The sequence below is a fragment of the Pseudomonas sp. W2-17 genome (assembly GCF_041060445.1).
GTDB lineage: Bacteria > Pseudomonadota > Gammaproteobacteria > Pseudomonadales > Pseudomonadaceae > Aquipseudomonas.
In genome coordinates this window covers 463,260-477,505 of the sequence record NZ_JAUFNS010000001.1, presented here as the reverse complement: position 1 = coordinate 477,505, position 14,246 = coordinate 463,260, and the positions used below count along the sequence as shown (strand labels likewise).

Here is a 14,246-nt window from a genome sequence, read left to right as displayed (position 1 = left end):
CCTCAAGCCACTTGGCGCGCGCTGACGAATGCCGCGAGGCTGTCGACGCTGGTGAAGTGATTGCGAGTGTCTTTGGCGTCGGCGTCGATCTTGATGCCGTAGCGTTTCTGGATGGCCAGGCCCAATTCCAGCGCGTCGACCGAATCCAGCCCCAGGCCTTCACCGAACAGCGTCTGGTCGTTGCCGATGTCGTGGGTGCTGATGTCTTCGAGGCCCAGGGCATCGATGATCAGCTGTTTAATGTCCTGGTGCAGATCGCTCATCTGTGGCGAGCTCCTTGGTGAAGTGTTGATGCAGATAGTCGTTGAGCTTGCGCGACGCCACAGGGGCCGGGCCAAGCGCGGCAAAGGCCGCTGGATCGATATCGTTGCCCACGCGCAGGTGAAAATGCGGGCGGCGCAGGGGAATGCGGTACCACGGCTCGGCTTTGGTCAGGGTGGTCGGCGACACATGGATGGTCACCGGCGTAATGACGTGGGCGCCACGCAGGGCAATGGCCGCAGCGCCGCGATGGAAGGCGGGCGCATGGCCTGGCTGGGTCCGCGTGCCTTCGGGGAAGATGATCAGGGTTTGCCCGGTTCGCAGCAGATGCGCCGCTTGCTCCAGCATGTCAGCGCTGCCGTCGTTGCTGACGTAGCCGGTGGCCCTGACCGGGCTTCGGGTGAATACGTTTTGCCACAAGCTCTGCTTGACCACGCAATTGGCGTCACGCACCAGCCCGATGAGAAACACCACGTCGATCAGCGACGGATGATTGGCAATGATCATCTGCCCCGGGCGGCCCAGGCGCTCGGCGCCCTGGATTTCATAGGTCAGCACGCCGGCGTTGCTCATGATGCGGATAAATGCCCAGAACAGGCGGCTGATGGTCCGCCGGGCGCGGCGTTGGTGGCTGCAGGTATCGCCGGGCAGCAGCGCCAGCAGGGGAAAGACGAACACACGCAGGCACAGCCCGCCCACACCGAACAGGGCAAAGCTCAGGGCCGTGGCCAGCAGGCGCCAGTAATAGGCGTCGCGGCTTTTGCTCAGCGGTTGTGTTGCCAATGCCATAGCCGATTTTTCCAGGGATGTTGCAGAGCGCTCTGTTGTGTCGACAGCGCACGTAAAAGGTTGAGCGCGTGGGGCCATTGACTGCGCTCGGAATCTGTCTCGATCGGTTCGCGGGTCGTCAGCGAAAGCTGCCACTCATCCCCCGGCGTCAGCAGCAGGCCGAGCGCATAGGGAAACGGCACATCGTCGATCCACGGCGCGTACGCGGCAGGCGGCTGCTCCTCGGTGATCACCAGCAATACCGCCGGCGCACCTTCTTCAAGCAGAGACGCGGCCTCGACGACGCCATGTTCGAGCCCGTCGCCCGCACAGGCGAGGGCCGTCATCTCGCTGGTCTCGCCGCGCAGGATCGACCACAGGCCGATGACGGCGTTGTGCACGGACAGGCTGAACTGAGTGGGCGAGAGCGGCTCGTCTGTGGCCAGATCGCTGAGGATGTCGAAGGTCCGGGGCGTTTCGCCGTGGCGCGACACGAACACCAGCGGCAATCGCTCCAGACCCTCCGCCAGCGGCCAGCCTACGCCGAAGGCCATGCGGGCCAGACGGCTCAACCGGCGGCGCTGCATGGCCGGCAAAAATGAAACGTCCGGCGCTGCGTCCGTCGGGGCGGGAATCACGGGTTCGTGGCTCCATTGGCGCCACTCTTCGACCGACGTTAGCCCCGGCGCCCACGCGCGCCACTGTGCAATATTGAACTTGATCACAAAATTATCCTGCCCTGACACGGGCATACTTCCGGGCTTCGAGTCTCCGAAGTGGCACCAGCCATGGCGCGGCGCTATCACCGAGTGGCGGGCATTATCCCGATGCCCACGCACCGAGGCAAACGTTGAAACAAAAGGTTTGTTTACTGGCGATTATTCTTACTGGTAGGGCAGCGGCGTCTGACACTGTTTTGTAGGATCAATAGGACTGTATGCGTTGCAGGCTTCGCCCTTGCAGTCAGATTTTTCCTGGACACTCGCCCTACTCATCGCGATTGCCTAGACTCGGGACCATTCATCGGGTCGCTGGCGATCCTTCACGGCTAGACAGCAACAGGGAGTCTTACATGCGGCGTGTGGTGTTCAATCAGAAGGGCGGCGTTGGCAAGTCCAGCATCGCCTGCAATCTGGCGGCTGTCAGTGCTCATGAGGGTTATCGGACGCTGTTGATCGATCTTGATGCCCAGGCCAACTCGACGCAGTACCTCACCGGTCTGACCGGCGACGAGATTCCCATGGGGATCGCCGATTTCTTCAAGCAAACCTTGTCTTCCGGGCCTGGCGCCAAGAAGAATCAGGTCGACATCTATGAAACGCCTTTCGACAACCTTCATGTCGTGACCGCCACGGCGGAGCTGGCGGATCTGCAGCCCAAGCTGGAAGCCAAGCACAAGATCAACAAGCTCCGCAAACTGCTGGATGAGCTGAGCGAAGACTACGATCGCATCTACCTGGACACGCCCCCGGCCCTGAATTTCTACGCGGTATCGGCATTGATCGCAGCGGATCGTGTGCTGATTCCGTTCGACTGCGACAGTTTCTCCCGCCAGGCGCTGTATGGGTTGCTCAAGGAAATCGAAGAGCTCAAGGAAGATCACAACGAAGATCTGGAGGTGGAAGGCATTATCGTCAACCAGTTCCAGGCGCGGGCGAGCCTGCCCCAGCAGATCCTTGATGAGCTCATCGCTGAAGGGCTGCCGGTGCTGCCGGTCTACCTCACCAGCTCGATCAAGATGCGTGAATCCCATCAGGCCAATATGCCGCTGATCCATCTGGAGCCGCGGCATAAGCTGACTCAGCAATTTGTCGAGCTGCATCACTTGCTGGAAATGGGTGCGGGTAATCGGTAGCTGCTAGGCGAGCGGTTCGGGGCTCTCTCGACGGGCTCGCGTCATCTGCTTGGCTCGTTTGCGCGCCTTTTCGGCCATGTCCTTGGGAATGTCGATGGTCGCGTCCATGTCGGCCCGAAGCTGATCCTGGCTGGCGATCAACCGGTGGGTGCCTTCCGCGCAGCCGCAGCGCACCGCCTGGCCGTGCGTCGCCACGGCCACGAGTTCGTCGATGAAGGTCGGATTGCCTTGGGCAATGAAGCCGATCTGCGCACACCGCTCACACCAGACCGGATCGCCCATGCGCGCCAGGCGCCGGTCCTCCCATGTGTGCGAGCCTGAACCGCGCAAAACCACGCCGCCGGTTGTCGTTGAATCGCCCTCTCTGACCACGTATGTCATTGCTAACCACTCCAGGGTGCCGATAGGAATGGCGAAGCCTAGACGCAGAATTCGACGAATTCGGGGCAAAAGAGCACTTTCAGAACATACCTACAGCGCTGGCTGTCACGCACTTCGATCGCTGAAGAAACGCCCCTCATATTCCCTGACTGGTCAGCCAGGCCATCAACTGTTGCAACGGCATTGCGCCACTCTGCCGGGCAATTTCACGGCCGTCCTTGAACAGGATAAGACTCGGGATCGAGCGAATTCCCAGCTGCGCGGAAAGCTGCTGATTAGCCTCGCTGTCCAGCTTCGCCAGCCGAACGCGCCCGCTCAGCTGAGTGGCCGCTTGCTCGAACGTCGGCGCGAACGATTTGCAGGGGCCGCACCATTCCGCCCACACGTCCACCAGCAACGGCAGATCGCCCTTGATCTGGCTGGCGTAATCGCCCTGCGTCAGGTTGAACGGTTTACTTAGCAAAACCGGCTGCTTGCAGCGCCCGCATTTCGGCTGGTCGGACAGCCGCCCGGCAGGGATGCGATTGAGCCCGTTGCAGTGTGGGCAGGGGATCAGCAGTGGGTCGGACATGGGAGAGACCTGAGTAGGATTGATGACTGTTACGTGGAGTCTGGGGGATGGGTTATCAAGCTTTACAGGCTCCACTCTATTGCGGCAGCGATGCTTTACATGGATTGGTTAAGGCGACCGGGGGGATTCAGCGAATTCCTACGAACTTGGTCGTGGCGTCCGATTGGTGAAAAATCGGCTTGTGGGTATGCTTCGCCCCTGCCCCCATCGCTCGCATTGAGATGTAGCGAGTGCTACGTTCGTAGCACTTCTGGTGAGGCCCTGCTATGAATCGAAAGAGAAATAAGATGACGATGAACTCCACAATTAGGCGCCAGGGTGGCGCAGCAGTCATGACCATTCCGCCCGCGTTTCTCAAGCTGCTTGACCTGGACATCGGATCTCAGGTCGAGCTGAGCGTGGAGTCAGGAGGCTTGGTCGCAAAGCCCCTCACGCACATTGCACGCAAACGGTACTCGGCTACCGAGCTGCTCAAAGGCGCAGAGCATGTGGCTGAGCTCAACAGTGAAACGGCATGGGCCAGAGAGGGCGACTCGGTAGGAAGGGAACTGACCTGATGATTCGTCGCAAGGCACCTCGTCAAGGTGACGTGTACTGGATAGACCCAAATCCGGTTTCAGGTCGTGAAATGAAAGGGCGGCACCGCTTCGTCGTTATCACCTCCCAGCGTATTAATCAGTTGGGCCTGTGTATGGCTGTTCCGGTAACCAGTGCTGGCGTGCATGCGCGAGAGTCAGGGCTGGCAGTCGCCATCGGCGGTCACGAAACAAATGGCGTCGCGGTGTGTAATCAGGTGCGGAGCTTTGACATAGAAAGCCGGGTGCAAATGGGGTCCGCAAAGTACATTGAAAGTCTGGACAGGATCACGACCAACGACATCGTCTCTAAAGTGCTGAGTGTCATCGACTTGCAAGATTGATTGATTGATTGATTGAGCTGAGCCGAGGTGCGACCTACTGCAGCTTTCACCGCTCGTTTAAGCACCCACGCCCAATAAAAGCTCAAACCTGAAGACGCAACGAATTCCCCTTTGACCCTTCGTACCAGCCCCTGACTGCGCGGGTCAAGCCAAATCCCCGAGCGCTGATTACCCGAAAGCACCACCCGTTCGCCCAACTGTTCGCCCTGCCTGGCCGTCGCTAGTGTCGACGCCAGGGGCTGACTGACGAACATGCGCGTCGGCCCCTGTCATCTCATAGCCAGGGAGTCGCCCATGATCAGCCAGATCCAGGCCGCGGTTGCAGCGGTTGTCGCGAACAAAAAGCCAGTCGTTGACGCCGCCCCAAACAGCGAGCCCAAAACCGTCGACAAGGCCGCTCCGACGGTTACCGACAAGGCGACGTTTTCGACACTGGCGGCACAACTGAACGAAAGCGCAGCGCGATCCCAGAAGAGGGACGCGGTGATGACCCACACCGAGTTGGGGCAGTACGGGCGTAATCGCATCAATGAGTTTTTGATCGAAGGCCGCACAGTCAACAGCGGCACCCGGGCCATGGAAGTGCCCAAGACCAACGACCCTGAATTGCTGGACCGTGCGCGCGAGGCCAGTGCGTTCGTGACCCGGACACTGGCCGGCGACAAAGCCGCCAGGAGCCCGTTCGAGAACCTGTCACGCGAGCAACTGAACCTGATCGCCTTTGACGACAGCGGAGCCTTCACCTTGAACGAGCGGCGCGCGGCCTGGCAGGGCGTGCAGAAGATGGACGAGGACTGGCGCAAGGTGGCGATAAACGAGGGGGTGATCGAGCAAGCCCGAACGGGGAAGGCCACCCGGTTCTACAACGACGCGCTGAGCTACCTCAAGTCGCTGCCAGCGATTGAGAGGGCGGTGAGCTATCCCAAAGGAGCGGAAGCCATTCTGGAAGCGCGGATCAAGAGCGACCTGACGCTGCCCAGCCTGCCGGGCGCTTTTGGACGTCAGGCGGCGGACCGCAAACTGACCCTTTACGACATCCTCGCCGGCATCGTCGACACCACCAAAGACAAGAAAGCTGACCCAAACAACATCGCCTACACGAAGAAGTACGCGCCCCGTACTTCCCCGGTGCCGACTACCGCGGCTCAGGGGATTGAAAAGCCAGCGGTTTCGAGTGCCGGTACGCAAGGTTCTGTTTCACCGAAGCCTGCAGCTAAAGCCTGATCACCGAGGGTGCCTGCCGCGCTCGCTCGGCGCGCTCTAAAGTAGCTATCCGTTCGGGTAGTAGGAATCTAGCGTGATGCCTGATTAGCTTTTTTTAGATCTAATAAAAAGGAGGATCTGAAAATGAAATCTAAAAATAAAGTTAATGCTGTGTTGCTGTTTTCTACTTTGGTTACGGTTGGAATGGTGAGTGCAGGACCTCAGGTCACCGTAAACTTTAAAAATGAAACCGATGAAAATGCAGTTTATGTGCGTGGAAGTAGCAGTAATGAACTGACCACATACTCGAACGCATCACCCAAACCCGACGCCGTGGCGGCAGGCGCCTCGACCAGCTTCAACGTTCGTCCAAGCGGTGCGTCTCCAATCAGCTACGCCACCGTGCGATATCAAGCGGGGTTCAAAACCTGCCAATTTACAACCAGCTATTTAATGAGCTCTACACCGGGAGGTGTCCGCACGCCCAAGTGGAATAGAGGTGCGATATCGGGCGGCGGTGCCAAATGCGACGTTACTGTCACCTCTGTCAATTACTCCAACCACAATTGGGTGGTGGACTTCATCATGCGCTGATGACGCAAACATGAACCGGAGCTGCCTATTAGTGGCAGCTTCGGCTACGCGTGATATCAGAAAAGGGATTTCCATGCTTTCCACTATAAGTTCGGCCACACGAGGTCCTTTGAGTGCAGGCGAAGTTGAAAAAACGCCGTCTGCCGGGTTGCCAGTCTTGGACACTGAGCCGGCGCCAACTGCCTCACTAATATCTCAATCCGAGGTCGCGAGCGTGTCAGTTCTGGGGCGGCAGCTAAGCGACAGTGCGGAGCGGGCGAGTCAGCGAGAACTGACGATGTCCCGCGATGAGCTGGCGGCTTATGCGGCCAAGCAAAAAAACAGGTTTTTGTTCGATGGGTATCAAGCCGGAAAAGCCCGGCATGATCTGGAGACACCGCAAACCGATGATCCCGAGCTTCTAAATCGCGCCCGGCAAGCTACTGAATACGTGAACCGTTCCAGAGCTGGCGACTTGAACACGAAAAGTCCCTTCGCGGGCCTTTCACGGGATCAGTTGATCCTGATTGCCTATGACGACCAAGGCGGCTACACCATCAATGAGAGGCAAGCCGCTTGGCGCGGCAGTGCGCAAATTGAATATAAGTGGGCGCAAGGCGCCATTGCCCGTGCTCAACTCGAAAGCAGTATGACCGGCAAGGCGCCAGTCTTTCTGAGGGAGGTCCTGGAGTATTACAAAGGCCTCCCGATGATCGAAAGGGTTCAGGACCGTTATCCCTGGAATTACGAGGCAGAAATGGAGGCGAAAATCGCAGAAGAGCTAGCCCTGCCTGCGGGAGGGAAGCGCGAACCTCAAACGCACATACTCAACCTCTACGACATTCTCGCTGCCATGACTGATCCGGAAAAAAAGCGCTTAGAGCGCGAGGATCCGGCATTGCCCGAAACGGTGGATGTTTCGCCTGACCTCAACTCACCCCCACTCACGACGAACAACTGATCTCCAGATGCTTCCCCCAATCCGGCGGACGCTGTGCATAACTTTCCATTCCGGGCTGTTCGTCGAACGGCTTGCACAGCACCTGATGCAGGCGGCGGACTTCGCTGTCGTCGCCCTGTTCGGCCGCTTCGATGGCGCGTTGGGCCAGGTAGTTGCGCAGGATGTACAGCGGATTGACCGCATGCATGCGCGCACGGCGATCCTCTTGGCTGGACTCGGGCTCGCGGGCGATGCGGGCTTTGTAGGCGTCGGCCCAGGCGTCGAAGCCAAGCATGTCGACGAAGTCGTCGCGCAACGTGCCTGCCGCGACTTCGGCTGAATCCTCCCCCAAATGGCGGAAAAACAGCGTGTAGTCGACGCCGCTGTTCTGCATCAGTTGGAGCAAGCGCGCGATCAGGTCAGCGTCATCGTCTTCAGCCGTTGTCAGCCCCAGCCGTCGGCGCATCAGGTCCAGGTAATGCGCCTGATACAGCGGCAGGAACAGGTCCAGCGCCTCACGCAGAGCCTCGACGCTGATGAAGGGTGTCAGCGCCTGGGCGAGCGCGCTGAGGTTCCACTGGCCAATCGGCACCTGGTTGCTGAAGGAGTAGCGGCCTTCGTGATCGGAATGGTTGCAGACGAAATGCTGGTCGAAGTCATCCAGAAACGCGAACGGGCCAAAATCGAAGGTGATGCCGAGAATCGACATGTTGTCGGTGTTCATCACGCCATGACAGAACCCATAGGCCTGCCATTTGGCGATCAATTCGGCCTGACGCTCGACGATCACGCGAAACATCGCCAGGTGCGGTTCGGGCTGTTCCAGGCACTCGGGGTAGTGCAAGGAGAGCACGTGATCGGCCAGTTGCTTCAACTGTTCCGGCTGTTTGGTGTAGAAGAAATATTCCAGGCTGCCAAAGCGCACGTGGCTTTGCGCCAGTCGCAGCACCATCGCCGCACGCTCCTGGGTTTCGCGCCACACCGGGGTGCTGGAGCCGATCACACAGGCCGCGCGACTGGTCGGGATGCCCAAGGCATGAAGGGCCTCGGAGGCCAGAAACTCGCGGATCGACGAGCGCAAGACAGCCCGACCATCGCCCATGCGCGAATACGGCGTTTGCCCGGCGCCCTTCAGGTGCAGATCCCAGTGTTCGCCGGCGTCGTTGTACACCTCGCCGAGCAACAAACCGCGGCCATCACCCAGGCGCGGGTTGTACGAACCGAACTGATGACCGGAGTAAACCATCGCCCGCGGATCGGCCTCGGCCCACAGTTTGTGGCCGCTGAAAATTTCAGCAAACAGAGGTTGTTCTGCCTGAGCGAGGTCCAGATCGAGCAACGCGAGGGCCGCTTCGCTGGAAACCACCAGCCGCGGGTCGGCGATGGGCTCGGGCAGCACGGTGGTGGAAAACGCATCGCCCAGACGGGCAAAGCGATTATCGAAGGTCAGCTCGTCGAGGGCTTTCAAGGGATGCCTCCAGCAGAATGTCCGACCATTCTGCTGGGTTTTTCCCGGTCAGTCGAGCCTGGCTTCGGGCGGCTCCGGTGCATCTTTTGGCGCCGGGGGCACAGCAGCGGGCGGTGTGATGGTTTTCTGCTCGGGCTCGACAGGCACCATCTTGTACTCCTGTCCCTGCATGTTTTTGAGGTAAACCTCCATCTGCCGGAACGAGATATTGATGTGCTGCTTCTTGAATTCCTTGTTGATGAACCGGTTGATCTCGTCGAGCACCGGGTTGCGGTCGCCCAGGTCACGCACGTGCATGCGCAGCTCGTGATCAAGAGTGCTTTCGCCAAAATTGAGGAAGTAGACAATCGGCTCGGGCTCTTTCAACACTCGAGGATTGTCACGGGCAGCCTTGAGCAGCAGGTTGCGCACCAGGTCCAGATCCGAGCCGTAATCCACGCCCAGCTTCAGCGTCACGCGGGTGATCGTGTCGGTCAGCGACCAGTTGATGAGTTGCCCGGTGATGAACGTTTTGTTCGGGACAATGATGTCCTTGCGATCGAAGTCGGTGATGGTGGTCGCACGGATGCGGATCTTGCTGACCGTGCCCGACAGCGCGCCGATAGTGATGGTGTCGCCGATCCGCACCGGGCGCTCGAACAGGATCATGATCCCGGAGATGAAGTTGGCGAAGATTTCCTGCATGCCGAAACCCAGGCCCAGCGATAGCGCCGCCACCAGCCATTGCAGCTTGTCCCAGCTCACCCCGAGGGCCGATAGCGTGGAGACAAAACCCACGCCGACGATGGTGTACGACAGCAACGTGGTGGTCGCGTACGAACTACCTTGTTTGAGGTTGAGCTTCGACAGCACCAGCACTTCCAGCAGGCCCGGCAAGTTGCCGGCCAGCACGAAGGTAATGCCGATGATCACCAGGGCGCCGATCAAGTCGCCGAGGCTGATCGGCACCATGCTGATGTTGGCGCCGGTACCGCTGGTGTACTCGTACAGCGTGATGTTATCGAGGTATGAGAACACCGAAATCAGGTCGGCCCAGACGAAGTAGAGGGCGCCGATGAAGCCCGCAATCAGCGCCAGACGAATCAGTCGCAACGACTGCTGGTTGACCTGCTCGATGTCCAGCGTCGGCTCCTCGATCAGGGTCTCGCCTTCGCCGGCTTCTTTCGCCGCCTGACGTTTGCTCAGCGCGCGCTGGTAGGCCAGACGGCGCGCGGCCACGCTCAGCCCGCGTACGAAAGCGGCTTCGATCACCAGCCACAGCATCAGCAGATACAGCGTGTCGATCAGGCGATCACTGAGTTTCAGCGCGGTGTAGTAGTAGCCAAAGCACACGGCGACGAACAGCGCGACGGGCAGGGCAGTGAAGGCCAGACCGACGGCGCGGCGAAACAGCGAGGCGCTGTGGTGGGTCGGGCTGGTGAGCAGCAGGCGCGCGAGCAGCCAGGCCATCAGGGCGTAGCAGGTCAGCACCACGGCGATACCGATGACGTCGTCGGCCAGCGCCGAAGGCTCGTGTTCGGCCACGGCAACCACCGTCACCAGCGCCAGCACCACCAGCCCCAAGCGGCGGATCCAGCCGCGCAGGAATTCCACTTGTGGTTTTTCCCAGCGGAAGTGCAATTGCGCCACGCCGCCCGGCGCGAGAATCCGGTAAGCGGTGTAGAACACCAGCCAGGCCAGCGCTACTTGTAGCAGCGCTGAACCCAAGTTGACGTTTTGCCCGCGGGCGTCGATCTGCAACGCGAACGCGCACACCGCGAGGGTCAGCGACAAGGGCATTGCCAACAACACGTTGATGAAAATCGCCAGCGGCGTCTGCCATTGCCGGTCACGCTTGAAGTGGCCGATGTCGGCGTGCAGGCGATTGAGCTTGTCGTACAGCGCCTTGCGTTTCCACATCAGCGCGCCGATCACCAGAAACAGCGGCAGGAAGATCAGTGGACGCTGGGTCAGCCCGTCGTAGAGTTCGCTGACGCTGGACGTCCAGGGCAGGGTAGTGACCTGTTTGACGAGTCTCGGCTGGACGCGCTCGAACCACTCCAGGTCCAGCGGCTTGTTACTCGGAATCCAGAACATCTGCTCATCAAGGGTGGCCCGCAGGCTGTTGGCCGTGCTGACCAGCTGTTTCTGATTGAGCTGCAAGGTGATGGATTCGTTGAGCAGCGCACTCAGCTCGCGATTCAGCCGCTCCAGCAGGTCGCTGCGCGTGGTGGCCAGATCAAGCAACGTCTTGCGCAGCGCCGGTGTGACGTCCTCCGGCTTCTGCGTCGCCAGCAGCGTGTCGACGTAGGCGCTCGGGCTGCTCATCTGTTCGCGCTGCTGATTGACCTCGAACTGGTAGAGGCGAATGTCGGCGATTTCGTCGGCCAGGCCGCTGTCGAGCTTGAGCTTGGGTAAGGATTGCTTCTGTTTGTAGAGGATTTTCGACAGCAGCAGACTGCCGCTCAACACGTTGATCTGCTCGTCGAGCGCCTGATCGGTTTGCGTGATGGCATCCAGCTGGGTCTTGGTCTTGAGGTTCTGCTGGGTCAGCTCGTTGAGGCGATCGGTGCCACGCAGCAGGTAGTCGGAGAGCTTGAGGTTGGCGGCACTTTCGGTCGCCAGCAGGCTGCTGCCGCCAGCTTTCTGCGCTTCAAGGGACAACTGCGTGACGGTTTCCTGGGACTGGGCGCGACGCTTCTCGTTGATCAGCGTCTGCAGGTCCTGGATTTCCTGATCCTGTCGATTGACCTTTTCCGTGAGCAGGTCGCGCTGGCTGCCGCCCAGGTCCTGCAACTGGCTGTTGCCGGCGAGCTCCTGACGACGCAACGCAATCAACGCGTTCAATGAGGCCTGTTCCGCGTTCAACGCGTTGCGCTGGTCGGCGTTGATGGTTTTGCCGCCGTCTTTGCCCGACTTGAGGATGCCGTTGATGGCCTGAATGCGGGTCTGGCTGCTGCTGATCTCGGCCTGGGCACGCTCGGGCCGGGTTTGCGCGGTGATGGTCAGGCTGTTGGCGTCGTTGAGGGCTTTTTGCAGATCAGCCTGCTGGGCGCTGCGCTGGCTCAGCACTTGCTCAAGCTGCGGGACGTCCAGATTGGCGTAACGCTGGGCGACCGGAATGACTTTACTGGCCTTGAGCTTGGTCAGCTCGCGCTGGTTTTCGGCGGTCTGACGGGGCGCGTCGGCGAGCTGCTTTTTCAGGTCTTCCAGCTTCTGCTGGTTGTCCTTCTGGCTGGACAGGAACGTCAGCGTCTGTTCCAGCACCTGCTGCAGGGCTTTCTGGTCGTCAGGGGTCAGTTTGCGGTCGGCGATCTTGTCCAGACTGCGCTGAACGGCCTCGCTGGACAGGGGAGGCGTATCGGCGGCAAGCGCCGGTACGGATGACAGGCAAAGCCCAAGCAGGGCCGAGGCAAAAAAGTTACGCAGCGTGAACATAGACACCGGGTCGAGCGAGCAGAAATGGGGGGCAGTTTAAAGGAACAGCGCGGGCCCCGGGCTGCTTCCTTCGGGGAATCTGACGCCCACTTTGAGGATCTTGTTCCCGTCCATAACGGCAACCGTCCAAATAGTTCCATTCCATTCGATCTGGTCGCCCACGATCGGCGCACCGCGATTCTTCTGAATGATGAACTGACTCAGCGGCATGCCCGGGTCCAGCCCGTCGAGTTTCAGACCGTAGAGTGCCGCGACAGCCCCCAGCTCAGCGTCTCCCTCCAGCACAAAGTCACCGAAGAAGCGCAGGTCCAGACCGCGTTGCGGCGCTTGGCTGAACAGCTTGCCGAGGGCGGGAAGGTCATGTTCGTGACCAATGACGCACAGCAGATCGCCGACTTCCAGCACCGTACTACCCGACGGGTGGAGCAGTTGCTGACCACGAAAAAGGGCTGCGATCCGAGTGCCTTCCGGCATTTTCAGCTCACGCAACGCGGCGCCGATGCACCACTTTTCGGCGCCCAGGCGATACACGAACAGCTCCCACTCGCTGGTGACATGCACCTCCAGCGCCGCGCGGGAAATCGGCGCCGGATCAGGTGGTACCGTCACTTTCAGCCATTTCGCCACCCACGGCAGGCTCGTGCCCTGGACCAGCAGCGACACCAGCACGATGAAGAACGCGAGATTGAAATACAGCTGCGCGTGGGGCAGACCGGCCATCAGCGGGAACACCGCCAGAATGATCGGTACCGCGCCGCGCAGCCCGACCCAGGCGATAAAGGCTTTTTCGCGACCATGGAACACTCGGAACGGCAGCAGGCCCGCCAGTACCGACAGCGGCCGCGCCACCAGAATCATCCACAGCGCCAGGCCCAGGGCTGGCAGCGCGATCGGCAGCAAATCGTGGGGCGTGACCAGCAGGCCCAGCACCAGGAACATGCCGATCTGCGCCAGCCAGGCCATGCCGTCGAGCATGTGCAGGATGCCGTGGCGGCTGCGAATCGGCTTGTTGCCCAGCACCAGACCGCACAGATATACCGCGAGGAAGCCGCTGCCGTGAATGGCGTTGGTCAGTGCGAAGACCACCAGACCGCCGGCAACCACCAGAATCGGGTACAGACCATTGGCCAGATTAATCCGGTTGACCAGCTGTAGCATGATCCAGCCACCGCCCAGCCCGATAATCCCGCCGATGCCGAATTCCTGAACCAGATGGCCCAGCAGGCTCCAGTGCAGGCCGGTCTGACCGCTGGACAGCATGTCGATCAGCGTGACCGTGAGAAATACCGCCATCGGGTCGTTGCTGCCGGATTCGATCTCGAGACTGGCCGTCACCCGTTCGTTCAGGCCTTTGCCGCCCAGCAGCGAGAATACGGCGGCGGCGTCTGTGGAACCGACGATCGCGCCGATCAGCAGGCCTTGAATGATGTTCAGGTCGAACAACCAGGCGGCGACCATGCCGGTCAGCCCCGTGGTGATCAGCACCCCGACTGTCGCCAGCGACAAGGCTGGCCAGAGTGCAACCCGGAAACTCGCCACCCGCGTGCGCAGGCCGCCGTCGAGGAGGATGACCGCCAGCGCGAGGTTGCCGACCAGATAGGCCGTTGGGTAGTTATCGAAGATGATGCCGCCGCCATCGACGCCAGCCACCATGCCGACGGCGAGGATGATCACCAGAATGGGAATGCCAAGGCGGGAGGACAGCGAACTGACCAGAATACTTGCACCCACCAGCAACGCGCCGATCAGGAACAGGCTGTTGATGGTCGTGGCATCCAAGGGCGGTACTCCATAAAACGAATTCGAACAAACGAGGGCGCGAACTGACCATGCAGTCCGCGTGCCAAGGGATTTAACCTGTTGAATTGCATGGCTGTCAAAGCGTAATTC

General features: G+C 60.2%; 14 protein-coding genes. 6 read left to right on the top strand and 8 right to left on the bottom strand.

The genetic code is table 11. From position 1 onward, the window contains the following. Positions 1-2 precede the first annotated feature (2 nt). From QWI20_RS02125 to QWI20_RS02115, 3 genes are read right to left on the bottom strand one after another with little or no spacing between them, the layout of a single operon-like run. Positions 3-263, bottom strand: a complete 261-nt coding sequence (locus QWI20_RS02125) for a phosphopantetheine-binding protein (protein WP_192171183.1) — start codon at positions 261-263, stop codon at positions 3-5. Continuing rightward, positions 238-1,050, bottom strand: coding sequence for a lysophospholipid acyltransferase family protein (locus tag QWI20_RS02120; RefSeq protein ID WP_369303944.1), 813 nt, complete (start codon positions 1,048-1,050; stop codon positions 238-240). Before QWI20_RS02120 ends, QWI20_RS02125 begins: the two co-directional genes overlap by 26 nt. Then, positions 1,026-1,781: a beta-ketoacyl synthase chain length factor gene (locus QWI20_RS02115; protein ID WP_369303943.1), complete on the bottom strand. Its 756-nt coding sequence runs from the start codon at positions 1,779-1,781 to the stop codon at positions 1,026-1,028. The genes QWI20_RS02120 and QWI20_RS02115 overlap by 25 nt, the downstream gene beginning before the upstream one ends. A 320-nt stretch (positions 1,782-2,101) precedes the next feature. On the opposite strand from QWI20_RS02115, the gene QWI20_RS02110 reads away from it, so the two are divergent. Beyond that, a complete protein-coding gene (locus QWI20_RS02110) occupies positions 2,102-2,884 on the top strand; it encodes a ParA family protein (RefSeq protein WP_369303942.1) in 783 nt (260 codons plus the stop codon). Between the two features lie 3 nt (positions 2,885-2,887). Here the strand turns inward: QWI20_RS02110 and QWI20_RS02105 are convergent, their stop codons facing one another. Both QWI20_RS02105 and trxC read right to left on the bottom strand, forming a co-directional pair. Then, positions 2,888-3,265, bottom strand: coding sequence for a PAAR domain-containing protein (locus QWI20_RS02105; protein WP_369303941.1), 378 nt, complete (start codon positions 3,263-3,265; stop codon positions 2,888-2,890). Between the two features lie 136 nt (positions 3,266-3,401). Next, positions 3,402-3,836, bottom strand: a complete 435-nt coding sequence (gene trxC, locus QWI20_RS02100) for a thioredoxin TrxC (RefSeq protein ID WP_369303940.1) — start codon at positions 3,834-3,836, stop codon at positions 3,402-3,404. Positions 3,837-4,102: 266 nt separating this feature from the next. On the opposite strand from trxC, the gene QWI20_RS02095 reads away from it, so the two are divergent. The 5 genes from QWI20_RS02095 to QWI20_RS02075 all read left to right on the top strand — a co-directional run bounded on the left by QWI20_RS02095 (position 4,103) and on the right by QWI20_RS02075 (position 7,492). Beyond that, the gene (locus QWI20_RS02095) at positions 4,103-4,393 is read left to right on the top strand and encodes an AbrB/MazE/SpoVT family DNA-binding domain-containing protein (protein ID WP_369303939.1); all 291 of its coding nucleotides are present in this window, start codon (positions 4,103-4,105) and stop codon (positions 4,391-4,393) included. After that, entirely contained in the window at positions 4,393-4,755 is a 363-nt protein-coding gene (locus QWI20_RS02090; protein WP_369303938.1) for a type II toxin-antitoxin system PemK/MazF family toxin, read from the top strand. The genes QWI20_RS02095 and QWI20_RS02090 overlap by 1 nt, the downstream gene beginning before the upstream one ends. A gap of 252 nt (positions 4,756-5,007) precedes the next feature. Next, positions 5,008-5,979, top strand: coding sequence for a hypothetical protein (locus QWI20_RS02085; protein ID WP_369303937.1), 972 nt, complete (start codon positions 5,008-5,010; stop codon positions 5,977-5,979). 123 nt (positions 5,980-6,102) lie between these two features. Next, complete coding sequence (locus QWI20_RS02080) at positions 6,103-6,552, top strand: hypothetical protein (RefSeq protein WP_369303935.1); 450 nt, start codon at positions 6,103-6,105, stop codon at positions 6,550-6,552. Positions 6,553-6,829: 277 nt separating this feature from the next. Continuing rightward, positions 6,830-7,492: a hypothetical protein gene (locus tag QWI20_RS02075; RefSeq protein ID WP_369303934.1), complete on the top strand. Its 663-nt coding sequence runs from the start codon at positions 6,830-6,832 to the stop codon at positions 7,490-7,492. On the opposite strand, the gene selO is transcribed toward QWI20_RS02075, so the two are convergent. From selO to QWI20_RS02060, 3 genes are read right to left on the bottom strand one after another with little or no spacing between them, the layout of a single operon-like run. After that, the gene (gene selO / locus QWI20_RS02070) at positions 7,476-8,939 is read right to left on the bottom strand and encodes a protein adenylyltransferase SelO (protein WP_369303933.1); all 1,464 of its coding nucleotides are present in this window, start codon (positions 8,937-8,939) and stop codon (positions 7,476-7,478) included. The two genes, QWI20_RS02075 and selO, sit on opposite strands and share 17 nt — an antisense overlap. Positions 8,940-8,987: 48 nt before the next feature. Beyond that, the gene (mscK, locus tag QWI20_RS02065; protein ID WP_369303932.1) at positions 8,988-12,356 is read right to left on the bottom strand and encodes a mechanosensitive channel MscK; all 3,369 of its coding nucleotides are present in this window, start codon (positions 12,354-12,356) and stop codon (positions 8,988-8,990) included. Positions 12,357-12,392: 36 nt separating this feature from the next. Further along, positions 12,393-14,135 carry a potassium/proton antiporter gene (locus QWI20_RS02060; protein WP_192171172.1) on the bottom strand — a complete coding sequence of 581 codons (1,743 nt, stop codon included), beginning with the start codon at positions 14,133-14,135 and terminating at the stop codon, positions 12,393-12,395. Between the last annotated feature and the right edge of the window lie 111 nt (positions 14,136-14,246).

Coding starts and splice junctions, on each gene's coding strand:
- QWI20_RS02125 (WP_192171183.1), bottom strand. CDS start 263: ATGAGCGATCTGCACCAGGACATTAAACAGCTGATCATCGATGCCCTG.
- QWI20_RS02120 (WP_369303944.1), bottom strand. CDS start 1,050: ATGGCATTGGCAACACAACCGCTGAGCAAAAGCCGCGACGCCTATTAC.
- QWI20_RS02115 (WP_369303943.1), bottom strand. CDS start 1,781: ATGCCCGTGTCAGGGCAGGATAATTTTGTGATCAAGTTCAATATTGCA.
- QWI20_RS02110 (WP_369303942.1), top strand. CDS start 2,102: ATGCGGCGTGTGGTGTTCAATCAGAAGGGCGGCGTTGGCAAGTCCAGC.
- QWI20_RS02105 (WP_369303941.1), bottom strand. CDS start 3,265: ATGACATACGTGGTCAGAGAGGGCGATTCAACGACAACCGGCGGCGTG.
- trxC (WP_369303940.1), bottom strand. CDS start 3,836: ATGTCCGACCCACTGCTGATCCCCTGCCCACACTGCAACGGGCTCAAT.
- QWI20_RS02095 (WP_369303939.1), top strand. CDS start 4,103: ATGAATCGAAAGAGAAATAAGATGACGATGAACTCCACAATTAGGCGC.
- QWI20_RS02090 (WP_369303938.1), top strand. CDS start 4,393: ATGATTCGTCGCAAGGCACCTCGTCAAGGTGACGTGTACTGGATAGAC.
- QWI20_RS02085 (WP_369303937.1), top strand. CDS start 5,008: ATGCGCGTCGGCCCCTGTCATCTCATAGCCAGGGAGTCGCCCATGATC.
- QWI20_RS02080 (WP_369303935.1), top strand. CDS start 6,103: ATGAAATCTAAAAATAAAGTTAATGCTGTGTTGCTGTTTTCTACTTTG.
- QWI20_RS02075 (WP_369303934.1), top strand. CDS start 6,830: ATGTCCCGCGATGAGCTGGCGGCTTATGCGGCCAAGCAAAAAAACAGG.
- mscK (WP_369303932.1), bottom strand. CDS start 12,356: ATGTTCACGCTGCGTAACTTTTTTGCCTCGGCCCTGCTTGGGCTTTGC.